18 protein-coding genes and 1 pseudogene are annotated in these 16,945 nt (G+C 55.3%); 14 read left to right on the top strand and 5 right to left on the bottom strand.

All coding sequences use genetic code 11. The features are described 5' to 3' along the window. Positions 1-383: 383 nt before the first annotated feature. On the bottom strand, positions 384-542 hold the full coding sequence (locus ACR0I1_RS02345) for a hypothetical protein (protein ID WP_170635705.1): 159 nt from the start codon (positions 540-542) through the stop codon (positions 384-386). A gap of 182 nt (positions 543-724) precedes the next feature. Here ACR0I1_RS02345 and ACR0I1_RS02340 point away from each other — a divergent pair, with 182 nt between their 5' ends. The 8 genes from ACR0I1_RS02340 (at position 725) to ACR0I1_RS02305 (ending at position 9,152) form a co-directional block, all read left to right on the top strand. Further along, the gene (locus tag ACR0I1_RS02340; protein ID WP_170635704.1) at positions 725-1,279 is read left to right on the top strand and encodes a hypothetical protein; all 555 of its coding nucleotides are present in this window, start codon (positions 725-727) and stop codon (positions 1,277-1,279) included. Positions 1,280-1,489: 210 nt separating this feature from the next. Then, positions 1,490-2,518: an alcohol dehydrogenase catalytic domain-containing protein gene (locus ACR0I1_RS02335; RefSeq protein WP_480704786.1), complete on the top strand. Its 1,029-nt coding sequence runs from the start codon at positions 1,490-1,492 to the stop codon at positions 2,516-2,518. A gap of 42 nt (positions 2,519-2,560) precedes the next feature. Continuing rightward, positions 2,561-3,436, top strand: a complete 876-nt coding sequence (locus ACR0I1_RS02330; protein ID WP_170393104.1) for a branched-chain amino acid ABC transporter permease — start codon at positions 2,561-2,563, stop codon at positions 3,434-3,436. A 4-nt stretch (positions 3,437-3,440) separates the two neighbouring features. After that, positions 3,441-4,538 (top strand): branched-chain amino acid ABC transporter permease, encoded by a 1,098-nt coding sequence (locus tag ACR0I1_RS02325; protein ID WP_480704784.1) that lies wholly within the window; start codon positions 3,441-3,443, stop codon positions 4,536-4,538. Further along, positions 4,535-5,299: an ABC transporter ATP-binding protein gene (locus ACR0I1_RS02320; protein ID WP_480704782.1), complete on the top strand. Its 765-nt coding sequence runs from the start codon at positions 4,535-4,537 to the stop codon at positions 5,297-5,299. Before ACR0I1_RS02325 ends, ACR0I1_RS02320 begins: the two co-directional genes overlap by 4 nt. Next, positions 5,296-6,069, top strand: coding sequence for an ABC transporter ATP-binding protein (locus ACR0I1_RS02315; protein WP_170405694.1), 774 nt, complete (start codon positions 5,296-5,298; stop codon positions 6,067-6,069). The genes ACR0I1_RS02320 and ACR0I1_RS02315 overlap by 4 nt, the downstream gene beginning before the upstream one ends. Positions 6,070-6,074: 5 nt before the next feature. Beyond that, positions 6,075-7,961, top strand: coding sequence for an AMP-dependent synthetase/ligase (locus ACR0I1_RS02310; RefSeq protein ID WP_480704780.1), 1,887 nt, complete (start codon positions 6,075-6,077; stop codon positions 7,959-7,961). 30 nt (positions 7,962-7,991) lie between these two features. Further along, on the top strand, positions 7,992-9,152 hold the full coding sequence (locus ACR0I1_RS02305) for an ABC transporter substrate-binding protein (protein WP_170595653.1): 1,161 nt from the start codon (positions 7,992-7,994) through the stop codon (positions 9,150-9,152). Positions 9,153-9,212: 60 nt separating this feature from the next. On the opposite strand, the gene rpsI is transcribed toward ACR0I1_RS02305, so the two are convergent. Both rpsI and rplM read right to left on the bottom strand, forming a co-directional pair. Next, positions 9,213-9,698 carry a 30S ribosomal protein S9 gene (gene rpsI / locus ACR0I1_RS02300; RefSeq protein WP_010440030.1) on the bottom strand — a complete coding sequence of 162 codons (486 nt, stop codon included), beginning with the start codon at positions 9,696-9,698 and terminating at the stop codon, positions 9,213-9,215. A 6-nt stretch (positions 9,699-9,704) separates the two neighbouring features. Beyond that, positions 9,705-10,163: a 50S ribosomal protein L13 gene (gene rplM, locus ACR0I1_RS02295; protein WP_039536983.1), complete on the bottom strand. Its 459-nt coding sequence runs from the start codon at positions 10,161-10,163 to the stop codon at positions 9,705-9,707. Between the two features lie 239 nt (positions 10,164-10,402). Here rplM and ACR0I1_RS02290 point away from each other — a divergent pair, with 239 nt between their 5' ends. Then, the gene (locus ACR0I1_RS02290; protein ID WP_170421555.1) at positions 10,403-10,768 is read left to right on the top strand and encodes a nuclear transport factor 2 family protein; all 366 of its coding nucleotides are present in this window, start codon (positions 10,403-10,405) and stop codon (positions 10,766-10,768) included. Positions 10,769-10,771: 3 nt separating this feature from the next. On the opposite strand, the gene ACR0I1_RS02285 is transcribed toward ACR0I1_RS02290, so the two are convergent. Continuing rightward, a complete protein-coding gene (locus tag ACR0I1_RS02285; RefSeq protein WP_170421552.1) occupies positions 10,772-12,175 on the bottom strand; it encodes an aminotransferase-like domain-containing protein in 1,404 nt (467 codons plus the stop codon). Between the two features lie 99 nt (positions 12,176-12,274). On the opposite strand from ACR0I1_RS02285, the gene ACR0I1_RS02280 reads away from it, so the two are divergent. After that, positions 12,275-12,502, top strand: a complete 228-nt coding sequence (locus tag ACR0I1_RS02280) for a YjiS-like domain-containing protein (RefSeq protein ID WP_170393113.1) — start codon at positions 12,275-12,277, stop codon at positions 12,500-12,502. A gap of 59 nt (positions 12,503-12,561) precedes the next feature. Here ACR0I1_RS02280 and ACR0I1_RS02275 read toward each other — a convergent pair whose 3' ends face one another. Then, complete coding sequence (locus ACR0I1_RS02275) at positions 12,562-13,005, bottom strand: PaaI family thioesterase (RefSeq protein ID WP_480704777.1); 444 nt, start codon at positions 13,003-13,005, stop codon at positions 12,562-12,564. Between the two features lie 49 nt (positions 13,006-13,054). Here ACR0I1_RS02275 and ACR0I1_RS02270 point away from each other — a divergent pair. The 4 genes and pseudogenes from ACR0I1_RS02270 to gluQRS form a co-directional block, all read left to right on the top strand. Next, positions 13,055-13,849, top strand: a pseudogene (locus tag ACR0I1_RS02270) (enoyl-CoA hydratase); the annotation flags it as partial. A 251-nt stretch (positions 13,850-14,100) separates the two neighbouring features. Continuing rightward, a complete protein-coding gene (trmFO, locus tag ACR0I1_RS02265) occupies positions 14,101-15,441 on the top strand; it encodes a methylenetetrahydrofolate--tRNA-(uracil(54)-C(5))-methyltransferase (FADH(2)-oxidizing) TrmFO (RefSeq protein WP_170405674.1) in 1,341 nt (446 codons plus the stop codon). A 38-nt stretch (positions 15,442-15,479) separates the two neighbouring features. Further along, the gene (locus ACR0I1_RS02260) at positions 15,480-16,094 is read left to right on the top strand and encodes a class I SAM-dependent methyltransferase (protein WP_170595665.1); all 615 of its coding nucleotides are present in this window, start codon (positions 15,480-15,482) and stop codon (positions 16,092-16,094) included. Next, positions 16,091-16,936 carry a tRNA glutamyl-Q(34) synthetase GluQRS gene (gluQRS, locus tag ACR0I1_RS02255; RefSeq protein ID WP_480704775.1) on the top strand — a complete coding sequence of 282 codons (846 nt, stop codon included), beginning with the start codon at positions 16,091-16,093 and terminating at the stop codon, positions 16,934-16,936. The genes ACR0I1_RS02260 and gluQRS overlap by 4 nt, the downstream gene beginning before the upstream one ends. The last annotated feature ends 9 nt before the right edge of the window (positions 16,937-16,945 follow it).

Genomic DNA, 16,945 nt, shown 5'->3' with positions numbered 1-16,945 from the left:
CGGCCCAGATTCACTGGACACTATACTCTCGCGTAACGGTCGCCATAATAGCTTTGTCTGGATGCACGGGCAGGCACCACCTCGTTGACTGGATTAGCCTCGGAGCGGAATACTGTTACCGTACTCACCATTAAGTTGATCGCGAGGTTCTTCGCGGAACATTTGATTGAAATGACACAAGAAACGTGTGCCGTCTGGAATGCTTTACTTTCCTAGCCTACTGTTTCGAGCGAAAAAGATTTGGTGTTAGAAAGTCACGCGGAGTGGTTCCAAAAAATTCCGCTTCCGCACTAAGGATCTTCAATGGGCGTTCGGCAACCGCTGACATAGGTCACTCACCATAAATCACTTTAATGCTTTCTTATGACACCCCTGCCCGCTTTCTATGCCGAACCTGCCCATCTTGCCGCCACAAAGCCCTTGTTTCTTAATGCAAGGACTTCTGTTTTGATGTAGAACACGGTCTCGAAAACCGTTGTGGGTGCAAGCCCACCCAGGGTTCGAATCCCTGTCTCTCCGCCATAAATCAATTCATCCTTCAAGGCTGTTTCTTTGCTTGTGTTGCGATTCCTGCAATGGATGGCATGATGTTGCCACTGCCTGCAGTGTCAATCAGCGCAGTGTGGCTCAAACCCGCAATATGCTGCAAACTCACGTGTTTTCCCCTTTGCTTTAACGTACCTTAACCCCATCTGAGCGACACATCATTTGAAGGAGACATCCAATGTCGCGTCTTTTACTTATCGTAGCCATCGCCGTTATCGGCGGAGGCGCTTACTATTTCGCCACAAAACCTGAACCAACCCCTGCCGAGCAGTTGCAATCGGCGGCTGAAGATGCCTCAGAGGCGGTTGGTGAAGCAGCCTCGGCAATACAAGAGGGCGCTGCTGATGCCGTTGAGGCGGCGACTGAACAAGCATCCGAGGCTGCGTCCTCGATTGCGGATCAGGCCTCGGAAGCTGCATCTTCGGTATCGGAACAGGCCAGCGACGCTGCTACATCTTTGACCGAGCAGGCCAATGATGCAGCCTCAGCAGCTGGCGATCAGGTCGCAGCGCTTGCCGGACAGGGACAGGAACTGTTCAACTCGTGGGTTCAGGACGGCATGCTGACCGCGCAGAATTTCGACTATGACGCAATCGTCACGTCAGTTCAGGAAAGCGCCTTGTCTCAGGACATCAAAACACAGGTTATCAAGATCCTCGACGAGATCAAAGCGTCGCCTGAGCTGGTTGTCGCGAAGATACAGGATCTGCGCAATCTGATGACGCAGCAGTGATCAATTCTAGAACCAGCCCCAAGAGGGCTGGTTCACCCGGTCGGGATGCGACTTAATTTGCGTCACTTTACGGCATTACCCAATTGACATAGCTCACCGTGTTTGATTGCTTTCTTGAGATTGTTTTGAAAAAATAAAACCTTTTGTCAGTGTGTTACATTGTGACGATGAAGGCCTCGTGCTGAACTCGCATCAAAGAAGGATCGAACGATGACCACCCTGCCCGACACCATGTTTGCCGTTGTTCAGACGCAGGACGGATATTCCGGCACAGCCACGGGACCGACGCTGGAGAATGCCTCGGACTGGTTAGCGGAGACTGAACTGCCTGTACCTGTCCCAAAGGCGGCACAAGTGTTGATCAAAGTGCGCACTGCCTCGGTGAATCCTTCAGATATCCATTTTATCAAAGGGGAATATGGTCAGCCGCGGGTCAAAGGCGCCGCAGCAGGGTTCGAGGGGTGCGGAGATGTTGTTGCCACCGGTACCGGGGCTGACGCCCTGCTGGATCAGCGCGTGGCCTTTGTGGCAGCAGGCTCTGGTGCCTGGGCCGAGTATGTTGTGACGCAGGCCCAGATGTGTATCCCCTTGCGCCCCGAAATCTCGGATGAAGACGGGGCGGCGCAGATCGTAAACCCGCTAACCGCTATGGCGATGGTGGATATCGCACGGGCTGAGGGCGAGGCTTTTGTGGTCTCTGCCGCCACCAGCCAGCTTGGTAAGTTGATGTGCAGCCTTGGACGGGATCTTGGGTTGAAACCGATCGCTCTGGTGCGGCGCGCCGAAACGGTCGAGATGTTAAAAGGCCTGGGTGCGGCAGAGGTGGTCGTGACCAGCGATACGGATGCGCCGACGCGGTTTGCCACGATCAGTGCAGATCTGAAACCTCGTGTTTTTCTCGACGCGGTTGCCGACCAACTGTCAGAGCAGGTGTTCTGCGCGATGCCCAATGGCGCGCGGTGGATTTGCTATGGGAAACTCAGTACGGAAATGCCGAAGTTGACTCAGATGGGCCAGTTGATCTTCATGAGCAAACGGATCGAGGGCTTCTGGCTGACCCGCTGGATGATGGACACACCCCCGGCTGATCAAATGCGAGTTGTCAGCGAAGTGCAGGCGCGATTTGCAGATGGGCGCTGGCGCACAGATGTTTCCGCACGGCTTTCGCTACGAGAAGTGCTGCCAAATCTGGCGGATGCTCTGAAAAAGAGTGACGGGAAGGTGATAATCACTCCATAGTAGAACAAAGCGCCGGACTTAACCGGCTTAGGGAGGGTGAGATTGGATAACGCACAGCTGCTGATTAGCGGGCTGGCGAATGGTTGTGTCTACGGCCTGATCGCCCTTGGCTTTGTACTGATTTACAAAGCCACCGAGGCAGTGAATTTTGCGCAGGGCGATTTCATGATGCTGGGTGCGTTTGTCACCATTGGCCTTACGAATACGGAATATATGGGGCTGCCCTTCTGGCTGGCGCTACCGATTTCACTGGGGATTATGGGCGCACTTGGGTATCTGATCGATCGGCTGATCATCCGCCGCGTCTTTGGCGAAAGTCAGACTGCCGTGGTGATCCTAACCATCGCCTTGGGCTTTGTGATCAGGTTTGCAGCTGGTCTGATCTGGGGGCACGAGCCGCAAACGCTGCAGAACCCATTGGCTGGTAAGGAAATCCGGTTCGGTGGTCTTGTGCTGGGGATGGAGGACGTGGCCGTGATTGTTGTCACCGTCCTACTGACCTGGGGTCTTTATGTGTTCTTCAGCAAGACCAAGCTGGGGCTTGCCATGCAAGGTGCGTCTCAAAACCAGTTGGCGGCATATTACATGGGGATCCCGGTCAAGCGGGTTCAGGGCTTAATCTGGGCATTGGCCGGAGTTGTCGCTGGGATTGCCGGAATTTTGTTCGCGGCCAAAGGCTCGGTAGATCCCACAACTGGGCTTCTGGGAATCAAGGCATTTGCAGCAGCTGTGATAGGCGGATTCGGCAGCCTGCCCGGCGCTTTGGCCGGCGGGCTAATCGTCGGCGTAATCGAGCCCTTTGCCAGCCGCTATATCGCAGCCGGGTACAGTCAGATCGCGCCTTATGCGCTGTTGCTGGCAGTTCTGATCTTTCGACCGCATGGGCTGTTCAGCCAGGTGCGGGTCAAGAAGGTCTGATCGCATGCGGATTGTTTTCAAAACAAACTATATGCAGGACATTCGCCCGTGGAAGGATGGCTATCAGCTTAGCCTCTATCTGATCCTGTTGGCGGTCGTAGCCGCTGCGCCGTGGTGGCTGGATGATTTCTATCTTGGGGAACTGACTAATGTCCTGATCTGGGCCATCGCGGGTTTGGGCTTGATGATCCTAACCGGCTATACCGGGCAGGCCAGCCTTGGCCATGCCGCCTTTCTGGCCGTTGGGTGCTATGCCAATGTCATCCTGATTGAGGCTGGGGTGCCCTTTCTGCTGGCGTTCCCGTTGGCGGGCCTGTTGACCGGCATCGTCGGAGCAACCGTCGCTATTCCTGCCCTGCGCCTGCATGGCATCTATCTTGCGATCTTCACCCTGGCTCTGTCTGTGCTCATGGACGACATCATCGTTCTGGCCGAACCCGTCACCGGAGGTGTCGCGGGTAAATATCTGGGTGGTGTCGAAATCTTCGGACATCTGGTCGATCGTTGGGCCACCCCGGCCCCGTTTTTCTGGCTGGTGCTGGCCGTCGCCGTTATCGTGACACTGGGCTATGTCAACCTATTGCGCGCGCCCTTGGGCCGCAGCTTCATCGCCGTACGAGACTCTGAGATCTCAGCGCAGGCGATGGGTGTGGATATCGCGCGCACCAAGACAATCTCTTTCGCCCTCTCCTGCGCCGTCACCGGACTAGCAGGCGCATTGATGGGTATGTTCTCTGGGGCGTTCAATAACGAGACATTCAGCGTCGTAATTTCCATCCAATTGCTGATGATGATCGTTATCGGAGGTCTGGGTTCGATCCATGGCGCGTTTTTGGGCGCAGTTGTGATCGGTTTCCTGCCGCAGTTTCTGTCGATTTCAAAGGAATACGCGGCAGCCCTGTTTGGCGGCAATACGGTCGCCATTCCGGGGCTCGAATTCGGCATCTTCGGCATGATCCTGATCGCCTTCATCCTGTTCGAACCGATGGGTCTGTATGGTCGATGGCTAAAAATCCGGACGTGGTTCGAACTGTTCCCCTTCTACCGCAAGGACATGTTCAAACGACAAAAGTCCTATCTCAAGACGGAGCGTCTGAGATGAGCTTGCTGGAGTTTGAAAACGTTACCCTGAAATTCGGCGGTCTGACTGCTGTGGATGATCTGTCCTTCAACGTGCAAGAAGGTGAGGTGTTCGCCATCGTCGGTCCCAACGGCGCCGGCAAATCAACGGTCTTCAACCTGATTTCGCGCTTCTATGATCCTTATGCAGGGGCGATCCACTTTGACGGGCATGATCTGCTGCGTATCAAGCCCTCGGGTGTCGCGGCCTATGGCGTCGCGCGGACATTCCAGAACATTGAACTGTTCGAACATGCGACCGTTTTGCAGAACCTTCTGGTCGGGCGCCACCGGCACCGCAAAACCAATCTGATCTCGGAAATTCTGTTCTCGCCCTCAGCTCGCAGGCAGGAGATCGAGAACCGAGAAAAGGTTGAAGAGATCATCGACTTCCTCGACCTCCAGGCCTTTCGTGACAAGATGATCTCGGGCCTCCCCTATGGCGTGCGTAAGGTGGTCGAAGTCGCCCGAGCGTTGGCCACCGATCCAAAACTCCTGCTGTTGGATGAACCCGCCTCGGGCCTATCGGTGGAAGAGACCACAGATATGCGTTGGTGGATCGATGACATCCGGCGTCAGATGGGCATTACCGTGCTTATGGTAGAGCACGATATGGGTCTGGTCTCGGGCGTGTCCGACCGGGTTCTTGCCATGGCCGACGGAGCGAAGCTTGCCCTTGGAACCCCAACCGAAGTTCAATCTCATCCTGCTGTGGTAGAGGCCTATTTGGGCAAAGCTTCATGAACCAACCGATCCTTAGCATTCGCAATGTTGAAAGCTTTTATGGCCCGATCATGGCCATTCGTGGCGTGTCATTGGACGTGCATCGAGGGCAGGTCGTTTCAATCCTGGGCGCAAATGGCGCGGGCAAGACAACGCTGATGAAAACAATCTCAGGCGTGATGGATCCCGAAAAAGGTTCAATCACATTTGACGGTCAGCAAATACAGGGATCGGAACCTCACAAGGTCGTGCAAAAAGGCATCGTCCATGTGCCCGAGGGACGCGAGGTCTTTCCACTTTTGACCGTCGACGAGAACCTGAACCTTGGGGCTTATACCCTGTCGGATAAAGGACAGATCGATCATGACCGCGATCTGGTGTTTTCCTACTTTCCTGTGCTGAAAGACCGCCGCAATCAGGAGGCTGGCACTCTGTCCGGCGGGCAACAGCAGATGCTGGCGATTGGGCGCGGCCTGATGGCTAACCCGCGTATCATGCTGTTGGATGAGCCTTCGCTGGGCCTATCGCCGCTGCTGGTGCAAGAGATTTTTGGCATTCTCAAACGCCTGAATGACGAACAGAGCATGACAATGATGCTGGTCGAGCAGAACGCTAATGCAGCACTGGAACTCGCCCATCATGGCTATGTAATGGAGATCGGACGGATCGTTATGGATGGTGCGGCTGAAACCTTGCTGCAATCCGAGGACATTCAGAACTTCTATCTGGGCGTTCAGGAAGAAGGCGCGCGAGAAAACCGTCGCTGGAAACGCAAAAAGACGTGGAGGTGAGCTGGATGGACGCAAGCCCCCTGCCCCCTCAGACCAGTATCAACGGTGTGCAGTTCAACGCTACGCCCGGTCAGAGACCCCTGCGAGTCGATGGCTGTGTCACGATATGCGAGCTATTCCAGAAACGCTGTGCCGAACTGGGACAGCGTACGGCGCATCGCGAGAAGGACTTCGGCATCTGGAAATCCTACTCATGGGCCGACTACTGGCAACACGCCAAATGGATCGGGCTGGCCCTGCGCAAGCTGGGTCTGCAACGTGGCGAGGTTGTCTCGATCCTGTCCGAAGACCGCAAGGAATGGGCGTGGTTCGACATGGGCATCCAGTGTGTCGGAGGGATTGCTTCGGGCGTCTACACCACAGATTCGGCCAGCCAGTTAAAATACCTGATCAATGACAGTGGCAGCCGGTTTCTGATCGTTGAAGATGAAGAGCAGTTGGACAAGTTCCTCGAAGTCGAGGCGGATCTGTCCGATCTGCTCAAGGTCATTATCCTTGAGGATGAAGGCCTGCACGACCTGGATCATCCGCGTTGCATGATGATCGAAGACTTGTATGCTCTGGGGCAACAGGCTGAGGTCGATGAACCCGGCGCATTCGAAGCAGAAATCGCTGAAACCACGTCACAAGACACCGCCCTGCTCATATATACGTCAGGTACCACCGGTAATCCCAAAGGCGCCATGCTAAGCCATGAGAACATCATGGCCGCGATAGAGGCAGGGGCGCATTCCCTGCCCTCCCAATCAACCGACGAACAGCTATGCTTTCTGCCGCTCTGTCATATCCTCGAACGCGACGTGTCGATCTACTACCCGCTTGCGATGAAGACTACTGTGAATTTCGCTGAAAGCCCCGAGACAGTGTTCTCCAACCTGCAAGAGGTCTCTCCCGCCACCTTCACTGCCGTCCCGCGCGTGTGGGAGAAGATCTACTCGCAGGTCATGTTCATGGCGAAGGAAGCAACGCCCACAGGACGCTTCGCCTTTGCACAGGCGCTTAAGTCTGGAATGGCGCGCGCTGAATTTATCCTTGCGGGCAAACCTGTTCCAGCACCGATCGCTATGCAGTTCTGGCTTTGGGATCGGCTTGTTCTGCGTAACCTGCGCCGGATGCTGGGCTTAGATCGTCTCCGCCGAGGCGGCTCTGGTGCAGCGCCGATCTCTCCCGATTTGCTCAGGTGGTATTGGGCAATTGGCGTGCCCATTGTCGAGGGCTTCGGTATGACTGAAACCGCCGGCATAGCAGCGCTGAACACGCTTGAGGCCAACAAGATCGGCACCATTGGGAAACCCGTTCCTGGCAACGACCTGCGCATCTCGGAAGACGGAGAAATTCAGGTCAAAGGCCTCAACGTCTTTCAGGGCTACTGGCGCAACAATGCCAAAACAGCCGAAAGCTTCACCTGCGACGGCTGGCTGCGCACCGGGGATATGGGGCATATCGACGAGGAAGGTTTTGTCACCATCACAGGGCGCCTCAAGGACATCATCATCACTGCGGGCGGTAAGAACGTCACGCCCGCAGAGATCGAGAGCGGGTTGAAGTTCAGCCAGTATATCTCGGACGCGGTGATCATCGGGGATCGGCGCAAGTACCTGACGGCGCTAATCATGATCGATCAGGAAAACGTTGAGAAATTCGCACAAGAGCGCAAGATCCCCTTCTCGAACTTTTCTTCCCTTTGTGCTGCGTCCGAAGTGACGGAGCTGATCGGCGAGGAAATCGCAGCGGTCAATAAGGACTTTGCGCGGGTCGAACAGATCAAGGATTTCCGGCTGATCGACGTGTTGCTCACTGCCGAAGATGAGGAGCTGACGGCGACGATGAAACTCAAACGTGGTCTGGTGGAAAAGAAACACGCACATCTCATTGAAGATATGTACAATTAGTTAAGGGGCGACCCAACAGGGAGGAGAAGTATGAAACACTTATTTAAGGGCCTTGCGGCAGCGACGGCATTGACTGCATCCGCCACGATCAGCTGGGCGCAAACACAAGGCGTGACAGATGACGAGATCGTCATTGGCTCAGTCAACGACCTCAGCGGCATCTTCGCTGCCGTGGGCGTTCCGGCCACCAAAGGCGCAAATGTGGTCTTTGATCGCGTCAACGCCGAGGGTGGCGTGCATGGCCGCAAGATCCGCTTTGTCGTCGAGGATAACGGCTATCAGATGCCACGCGCGATGCAGGGCTATAACAAGCTGCTGAACCGTGACAAGGTTTTCGCGATGTTGCAGTCGCTGGGTACGCCGATGAATGTTGCTGGGTTCAAGCTGCTGGACCCGAAAGGTATTCCCAACGTCGCCCCTCTGACCGCCGCGCGGCAAATGCTGCAAGAGCCGATGAAGAACAAGTTCACCTCGTTCTCGACCTATTACGATCAAGCTCGGATTGGGGTGAAGTATCTGAACGGTGAATTTGGATCGCAAACCGTTTGCACCATGTACCTGCCTACTGATTTCGGTGAGGAAATTCTGGAAGGCAGCAAAGCGGGAGCCGAAGAGGCTGGCATCACTTTCGGCGCTGAGACCACCCACAAACCGGACGAGACGGATTTCGTGGGGTCCTTGAGCAAGCTTAAAGAAGAAGGTTGTGACATCGTCACGATGGCGCTCGGCGTGCGTCAGGCAATCACTGTTGTTGGAACGGCCAAGAAAATGGGCCTGACCGACATGAAGTTTCTCGGCACCTCGGCCAGCTTCCTAACCGTGGTCGCACAGGTGCCCGGTGGTGTGACCGACGGTTTCTATGCGGCGGCCTCGTGGCTGGATCTCTGGGCGCGCGCCGAAGAGCCCGCCCCGGCAGCATTTATTGCTGAATACAAAGAAGCTACGGGCGAAGACCCGGTCGGATTTTCAATGCTGGGCTATTCAGCGGCCGAGATGATGGTCAAAGCGCTTGAAGCTGCAGGTCCTGATCTGACGCATGATAGCTTCATTGCCGCGATGGAATCTCTGGATTACATGGATGAGTTGGTCGGCAACCAGATCACATATGGGCCCGATGACCATCAGGGTGCTGACACTGTATTTGTCAGCGTCGTCGAAAATGGTGCGTGGAAACTGGTTTACGAAGAATAAACCGACCAAGAAAAAAGGGCTCGCAGTTGCGAGCCCTTTCCAATTCGGTATCCGCAGCGATTAACGCTTCGAGAACTGGAACGAACGACGCGCTTTGCGCTTACCGTATTTCTTACGTTCCACAACGCGGCTGTCGCGGGTCAGGAAGCCAGCGGCTTTCAGAGCGCCACGCAGGTTGGGATCGTACAGTTGCAGCGCTTTCGAGATGCCGTGCTTGACCGCACCGGCCTGACCGGTCAGGCCGCCGCCTTTGACGGTTGCAACAACGTCGAACTCACCTTCCACACCAGCAACCTGGAACGGCTGGCGCAGGATCAGCTGCAGAACGGGACGCGCAAAATACTTGTCCTGATCCTTGCCGTTCACGGTGACCTTGCCGGAACCCGGCTTGATCCAGACGCGGGCAACAGCGTCTTTACGCTTGCCGGTGGCGTAGGAACGACCCAGCTCGTCACGTACGGGTTCACGTACGATAACTTCTTCGGCCACGGTTTCAACGCCTGCGACGGCGCTCAGCTCTTCGAGAGTATTGATCTGATCAGCCATCGGTCATTAGCTCCGGGTGTTTTTCTTGTTCATGGACTTAACGTCCAGAACTTCGGGCGCTTGCGCCTCATGAGGATGCTCGGCACCAGCATAAACGCGCAGGTTGGTCATCTGCTGACGCGCCAGACGGTTGCCCGGCAGCATGCGCTTGACCGCTTGGGTCACGACGCGCTCGGGGTGTGCACCCTCGAGGATCTGCTGCTTGGTGCGCGACTTGATGCCGCCCGGGTGGCCAGTGTGCCAGTAGAAGTTCTCTTCGCGCTTCTTGCCGGTCATCTGGATTTTGTCAGCGTTGATCACGATGACATTGTCGCCCATGTCCATGTTGGGTGTGAACGACGCTTTGTGCTTGCCACGCAGGCGCATGGCGACGATCGAGGCAAGACGGCCCAGAACAACGCCCTCGGCGTCGATCAGGATCCATTTCTTGTCGATGTCTGCAGGTGTTGCAGAAAAGGTTTTCATGGCAGGATAGTCCTGTTTGATGTGAAAGACCGCCCCTTGGCGGAGCGGCCCGAATTCGATGGAGGGGGTTTAGACCTACTAGTTATGCAGGTCAATACAGGCAAAGTATAATATATCTATCAATAACAATAACTTATAAAATAGGTATTATTTTACCCCAAAATTTCTTCGGCATATCCAATTTTGCGTAGCTTAGTTAAGCTAGACTCAACCAAGATCATCCAATGTCGGAGGTGGCTATGCAAGAATTGGAACAGGTTATCGCTGCCTATGGTGCGGCATGGCAGTCGACCGATCCCGAAAGGCGACTGAGCCTTCTTGAGCAGTGTTTTGCACAAACTGGTCGTTACGTCGATCCAACTGCAGAAGTTTCCGGCAGAGATCAACTCAATGCCCATATCGGAGCGGTTCTGAGTGATACAAAGGGCCGAGTTGAGCTGACCAGTGAGCCGAATTCACACCATGATGTGGTCCACTTCACCTGGCATATGATTGCTTCCGATGGGTCCATTATGGTTACCGGGCATGATTTCATTCGTCTCGATGCCGATGGCAAGATTGCACATTTGGCGGGCTTTTTTGGCGACCCTGCCCCAGTGCAATAGCGGCTAAACGCTTATTTGTTCGGGTGGGTTATCGAGCAGCGCGCGCAGACGCAGCATGGCATCTTCGAACTTCTCGAGCGAGACATGCCCATTCACCGCTATACGAACGGCATTTGGCGCGCGACCATCCCGCAGCGCGAATTCATCGGCCGATCGCAGCTGAATACCTTCCCGCTCGGCCGCCCGGCTGAACGCAGCAGACCGCCAACCGGAAGGCAAATGAAGCCAGACGAAGGGAATCTCCGAATCCCAGTTTAGATCGAAGCCACCCAGGGCGTTTACCGCCACACGTACATATTCGCCCATCTTGGTACGGACGTTTTTTGCAAGTTGCCTCGCCTCTGGATGTCCCAACAGCAACCGCGTCAACTCAGCCAAAGGCTGGGCGAGCCCGAAATACCCGTATTCTGCAGAACGCCGCAGATCGACGCTCTGCTCTTTCGGTGCGATGGCGAAACCTACCCGTAATGCTGGTGTTAGAGTTTTCGAAATTGACGAAACATGCCAGCCCCGTTCGGGTGCCAAAGCACGATAGCTGGGCGCGCGGGCCTCGCCCATGCGATAGCAATCGTCTTCGATGATCTGTAATTCATGCTTTCGCGCAATCTCGACAACTTCTTTGCGCCGCTCCAAAGGTGAATGCCCGCCCGTTGGGTTCTGCACTTCGGGTGAGACGCAGATCGCCTGCGCCTTCGTTTGCCTGAGGATGTGGTCCAGCGCATCGGGGCTTATGCCCCATTTGTCCATTTTTACCCCGACAACCTCGGCGCGCATCAACTCACCTGCCCGTCTGAACCCGGCATAAGACAAGTCCTCAACCAACACGATGGGTTTTGGATCTTTCAGAACGGTCTGGAACACAACGCAAATGCCACTTTGCCCACCATGTGTCAGTACAATGTCATCTGCATTAATTGAGCCCAGAGGAAGATCTGACAACCAGTCGGCCACAACCTGGCGCACGGGTAGGTAGGCATCTCGGGTCGGATAGTTCATAAACATCCGCGGATCGCCTTTTGCAACCTTTTCAAGGCATTCGCGGATTAATGTCACCTGCCCCACATCCGGCAAGCGTGGGCTGAACAGGCTGACATTGGATTCATATTTGTCGTCCCTCAGATGTAGCTGCCGCGACCAGACATCATCCAGAATGGGCGATCTCGGCGGGGCTACAAATGTACCACGCCCGACCTCGGCTTGTAGCAAACCTTCATCGGTCAGGATCGTATAGGCGCGCGCGACAGTGCCTGGTGTAATCTTTAATCGATACGCTAACTCACGCACCGGAGGCAGTTTCTTTCCAACCTCCAGCGTTTTGTTTTCTATCGCTTTTCGGATCGTGTCAGCGACCAGAGTATATTTTGGACCTTTGGATTTCGGTAGCGCCTCTGGCCAAATTGTATCCATTACAATTCTTCCTTTGATTTCGACACAATGCTGAATGTATCAAAGTAGTGTACCGAACATTTTTACTTTGTGTCAATACAATTTGAAAGGATACCCTAGATGACACGCGCAATGCACAACCCCGCCCTCTTGCTGCTGAACGACAGCCCCCGGCTGCCGCTGATCGCCGCGCTGGCCGTGCGGTTTGCGGCGTCGGTCACACAATGGGAACAACGCCGCCGCAGCCGGGTAAACTTAGGTAAGCTGGATGACAGGCTGCTCCGCGATGTCGGGCTGACCCGCCATCGGGCAGATGCAGAAGTCAGCCGCTATTTCTGGATGAAATAGACTATCCCCAGTCCCATCTAAGGGACCTCTTCCTGGCCGGGGTTTATCCCCGGCCTTTTTTACCCAAAGGCAGCAGCGGCTGAGCCTTCTGGAGGAAGCGAATAGGTCATGCTGGCCCGCGCGACGGGTTTGTCAGAGCCTTCCGAGTAAATCAGCACATCCCCGACAGCCAGTGTTCGACCTAATTTCAACAACCTACACTCAGCAATCAGGTCCGCCCCGCCTTCGGGCTTGCGCAAGAAATCCAGAGAACTGTTGGTGGTGACAGCCAGAGATTGCCGACCTTTCCGTGCCAAAACCATTGCATATACACTGACATCGGCCAGCCCGAACATGGACGGACCAGATACTGTGCCTCCGGGGCGCAGGTGACGGTCTTCGACCCTCAGGCGCATGGTGATGTTGGCTTCTGTCAGATCCTCGACCACAAAGTCGCTATGAACCTGTGGAAACACCTGCGCCAGGTATTCCGTCAATTCTTGCTTGTTCAGTGCTAATGACATGCTTCCCCTCGTCGCTCTGCCCGCCTAGAGTTGGCCTGAACGCCAGCGGGAGGGCAAGATGGCAATTCTGGAACGTCACGACACAGGTGCAATTGCACGGCTTCGAATGAACGCGCCTGAGCGGTTGAACGCCCTCAGCGATGAAATGCTGGCGGCCCTGCAGGCAGAGTTCAATGCGCTGCGCGAAGACAAGTCGATTCGTGTTGTTGTTCTTTCCGGTGCGGGGAAAGCCTTTTGCGCGGGGCACGATCTGAAACAGATGACCCAGGGGCGGCAGGCACCCGATGGTGGGCTTTCCTATTTTCAGGATCTGTTCGACCGATGTGCCAAGATGATGATGTCCATTCAGTCCCTGCCCCAACCCGTGATCGCCCAAGCGCACGGGATCGCCACTGCCGCAGGGTGTCAGCTTGTAGCAACCTGTGACCTGGCAATCGCGGCCGAGGGTACACGGTTCGGCGTAAATGGTGTCAATATCGGCTTGTTCTGCTCCACTCCGATGGTGGCTCTCAGCCGGAATATACCGCGGAAACAGGCGTTTGAAATGCTCACGACCGGTGATTTTATCACCGCCGAACGCGCGGCTGAGCTGGGTCTGATCAATCGAGCGGTTCCCGAGAACTTGTTGGAAGATGAAACCAATGCGTTGGCCGAGAAGTTGGCAGGCAAGCTCAGCAGTGCGGTGAAAATCGGTAAAACCGCTTTTTATCAACAGATTACAATGCGGACTGATCAGGCATACGATTATACCGCCGAGGTAATGGCACAGAATATGATGGACCGGAATACTGAGGAAGGAATTAGTGCCTTTATCGAAAAGCGCCCGCCTGATTGGCACCAGTAACGCAATTATTTAATACATTTTTGCCGACTGTTCGCATTTTTTCACTTTTCAAAAGGGCGACACTGTGGCAAAGCTGGGTCAAGGCCAAGGCCTGACCATACTTTTGGGTCGCCGTGGGCGGAAGGTCCCTCCAAGCTGGTTTCTCTCACCGGCGTTGACATTCCCGCAGCGGCGACCCCAAGAATCCCCCTCAGAACTAAAGCGATTACTGCGCATTGCGCATGGCGCTGCTCTGCCCTATTTGGCAGCCCATGACAGAGACATTGCATATCGTGGGCGGCGGCATGGCCGGGTCCGAGGCCGCCTGGCAGGCAGCGGAAATGGGCGTGGATGTTGTGATCCACGAAATGCGTCCTAATGTGGGCACGTTTGCACACCAGACCGGCAATCTGGCCGAGATGGTGTGTTCGAACTCATTCCGATCGGATGATGATGAACAGAATGCAGTCGGCTTGCTGCATTGGGAAATGCGCGCGGCAAACGGGTTGATCATGACGACCGCAGATAGCCATCGCCTGCCTGCGGGTGGCGCGCTTGCGGTTGACCGTGATCCTTTTGCCGAAGCCGTAACTGCCAAGCTGAAGGCCCATCCACGGGTCTCGGTCTCAGCGGAAGAAGTAACCAGTCTACCCCAAGACGGAAAGTGGATCTTTGCAACCGGGCCGTTGACCTCGCCCGCATTGGGGGAAGCCATTCGCGCAGAGACTGGTGCCGAGGCGCTGGCCTTTTTCGACGCGATCGCCCCCATCGTCTATGCAGACAGCATTGATATGAGCAAAGCCTGGATGCAGTCACGCTACGATAAGGGCGAGACTGAGGAAGAGCGCACCGCCTACCTCAACTGTCCGATGGATCGTGACCAGCACGAAGCCTTCATTGATGCGCTGCTGGCTGCAGATAAGACCGAATTCCACGAGGGAGAGACCGCTGGTTATTTCGACGGCTGTCTGCCGATCGAGGTTATGGCCGAGCGCGGTCGTGAAACTTTACGCCATGGCCCGATGAAACCTGTTGGCCTGACAAATCCGCATCAACCGGACGTAAAACCTTATGCCGTCGTCCAATTGCGGCGCGACAATGCCTTGGGCACGTTGTTCAATATCGTCGGCTTTCAAACCAAGATGAAATACGGAGCGCAGACCGAGGTATTTCGTATGATACCGGGTTTGGAAAATGCCAGCTTTGCGCGATTGGGTGGCATTCACCGCAACACTTTCATCAACTCTCCGACTTTGCTGGACGCGCAGATGCGGCTCAAGTCTAGGCCAAATATTCGTTTTGCGGGGCAAATTACGGGGGTGGAAGGGTATGTGGAAAGCGCAGCGATGGGCCTTTTGGCAGGCCGTTTGGCCGCTGCCGAAATACTAGGCCGATCCCTTCCCGACGTACCGCAAGACAGTGCGATGGGCGCATTGATCCACCACATCACGGGCGGCGCCGAAGCCAAGACCTTCCAGCCGATGAACGTGAATTTCGGTCTGTTTCGCCCGGTCGACGGCCTGAAGGGGGGGCGCCGAGGCCGTAAGGACCGCTACAAGGCCTATACCGATCGCGCAAAAGAAGTCTGGAGCGATTGGGTAAAGCAGTGTTGACTGGACGTCGCCCCCAGCCTGCGCCTAACATGTAAGGTATGAGCGATAAGTTTCTGAAAGACACATACAATCTGAATTCTGCCCAGGAAACGCACGATCACTACCAAAAATGGGCGGCCTCATACGATGATGAAGTCGGTGAGCACGGATATGTCACCCCGGACCGTGTTGCGGCAGCATTGAAATCCTTTGTCTCAGATGCTGATGTGCCGGTGCTGGACTACGGATGCGGTACCGGGTTGTCGGGTTTAGCACTTCGCAAGGCGGGTTTTCGTGTCATCGATGGGATGGATCCAACACCAAAGATGCTGGAAGGTGCCGCTGCCAAGGGGGTTTATCGCAACTTGATAAACTTCGAAGTTACTGATCCCAACCCCATTGAGGCCGAGGCTTACTCAGCCATAACATGCATTGGCGTCATCGGTGTTGGTGCCGCGCCGCCTGAAACCTTTGATCTACTTATGAACGCGCTGCCACGTGGCGGATATCTGGCGTTTTCCTTCAACGATCACACTTTGGCTGACCGCACTTACACCGGGCGGCTGAACGACTGGCTGGACATGGGTCACGCAAGGCTGTTATTCCGCGAATACGGTCCGCACCTACCGGGTATGGACATGAAATCTGACGTTTATGTTGTTGAAAAAACGTGACATTCACAACGCGTTTCGCACCATCTCCAACAGGTCCGCTGCATCTAGGGCATGCCTATTCCGCGCTTCTTGCGTTTGATCAGGCACGGGCTGCGGGTGGATCATTTCTTTTGCGGATCGAAGATATTGATCAATCGCGATCCAGGTCTCGTTGGGAAACCCAGATCTACGACGACCTGCACTGGCTTGGACTGCACTGGCCGCACCCGGTGATGCGCCAGTCGGACAGGCTGCCGCGATACAGAGAGGCATTGGAGATTCTCAAAAACACGGGCCTGGTCTACCCTTGCAGCTGCAATCGTGCCGATATCGAATCTGCGGCCGGTGCTCCGCAGGAAGGTGTACCCCAGTTCGGACCTGACGGGCGCATCTATCCAGGCACGTGCCGCGACCGCCCTTTGTCGAATGCTTCAGCTGGTGATGTTCTGCGCCTGAACATGCACAAGGCAATCAAGGCATCCGAACTTCGTGGATTTTGTGAAACTGGTGCGAAGTATTTGGGAACGCATGAGCTTGATGCGCACAACCTCATGAACGCGGTTGGCGATATCATTCTCGTTCGGCGCAATATGGGCAGTTCGTATCACCTGTCCGTTGTGGTTGATGACGCGGACCAGAACATCTCCCATGTGGTCCGGGGCGAGGATTTGTTCGATGCCACGCAGATACATGTCCTTTTACAAGGGCTGCTTGGGTTGCCGACACCTGTTTATCATCATCACCGTCTGATCCGGGACAACAACGGCAAACGCCTCGCAAAACGTGACGACGCACGCGCCATCTCGCTTTATCGCGAACAAGGAGCATCTCCCGCTGAAATCAGAGAGATGGTGGGCATTTGACCTGACCAC

Source organism: Ruegeria sp. B11, from assembly GCF_056539785.1.
The sequence above is the reverse complement of the archived record's forward strand: the minus strand, read 5'-3'. Positions and strand labels throughout refer to the sequence as shown.

Bases quoted from the DNA above. Each gene is read 5' to 3' on its own strand.
- rpsI (WP_010440030.1), bottom strand. From the start codon at position 9,698: ATGGCTGATCAGATCAATACTCTCGAAGAGCTGAGCGCCGTCGCAGGC.
- trmFO (WP_170405674.1), top strand. From the start codon at position 14,101: ATGACAGAGACATTGCATATCGTGGGCGGCGGCATGGCCGGGTCCGAG.
- ACR0I1_RS02305 (WP_170595653.1), top strand. From the start codon at position 7,992: ATGAAACACTTATTTAAGGGCCTTGCGGCAGCGACGGCATTGACTGCA.
- ACR0I1_RS02325 (WP_480704784.1), top strand. From the start codon at position 3,441: ATGCGGATTGTTTTCAAAACAAACTATATGCAGGACATTCGCCCGTGG.
- ACR0I1_RS02290 (WP_170421555.1), top strand. From the start codon at position 10,403: ATGCAAGAATTGGAACAGGTTATCGCTGCCTATGGTGCGGCATGGCAG.
- ACR0I1_RS02275 (WP_480704777.1), bottom strand. From the start codon at position 13,005: ATGTCATTAGCACTGAACAAGCAAGAATTGACGGAATACCTGGCGCAG.
- ACR0I1_RS02310 (WP_480704780.1), top strand. From the start codon at position 6,075: ATGGACGCAAGCCCCCTGCCCCCTCAGACCAGTATCAACGGTGTGCAG.
- ACR0I1_RS02340 (WP_170635704.1), top strand. From the start codon at position 725: ATGTCGCGTCTTTTACTTATCGTAGCCATCGCCGTTATCGGCGGAGGC.
- ACR0I1_RS02280 (WP_170393113.1), top strand. From the start codon at position 12,275: ATGACACGCGCAATGCACAACCCCGCCCTCTTGCTGCTGAACGACAGC.
- ACR0I1_RS02285 (WP_170421552.1), bottom strand. From the start codon at position 12,175: ATGGATACAATTTGGCCAGAGGCGCTACCGAAATCCAAAGGTCCAAAA.
- ACR0I1_RS02315 (WP_170405694.1), top strand. From the start codon at position 5,296: ATGAACCAACCGATCCTTAGCATTCGCAATGTTGAAAGCTTTTATGGC.
- ACR0I1_RS02335 (WP_480704786.1), top strand. From the start codon at position 1,490: ATGACCACCCTGCCCGACACCATGTTTGCCGTTGTTCAGACGCAGGAC.
- ACR0I1_RS02260 (WP_170595665.1), top strand. From the start codon at position 15,480: ATGAGCGATAAGTTTCTGAAAGACACATACAATCTGAATTCTGCCCAG.
- rplM (WP_039536983.1), bottom strand. From the start codon at position 10,163: ATGAAAACCTTTTCTGCAACACCTGCAGACATCGACAAGAAATGGATC.
- ACR0I1_RS02320 (WP_480704782.1), top strand. From the start codon at position 4,535: ATGAGCTTGCTGGAGTTTGAAAACGTTACCCTGAAATTCGGCGGTCTG.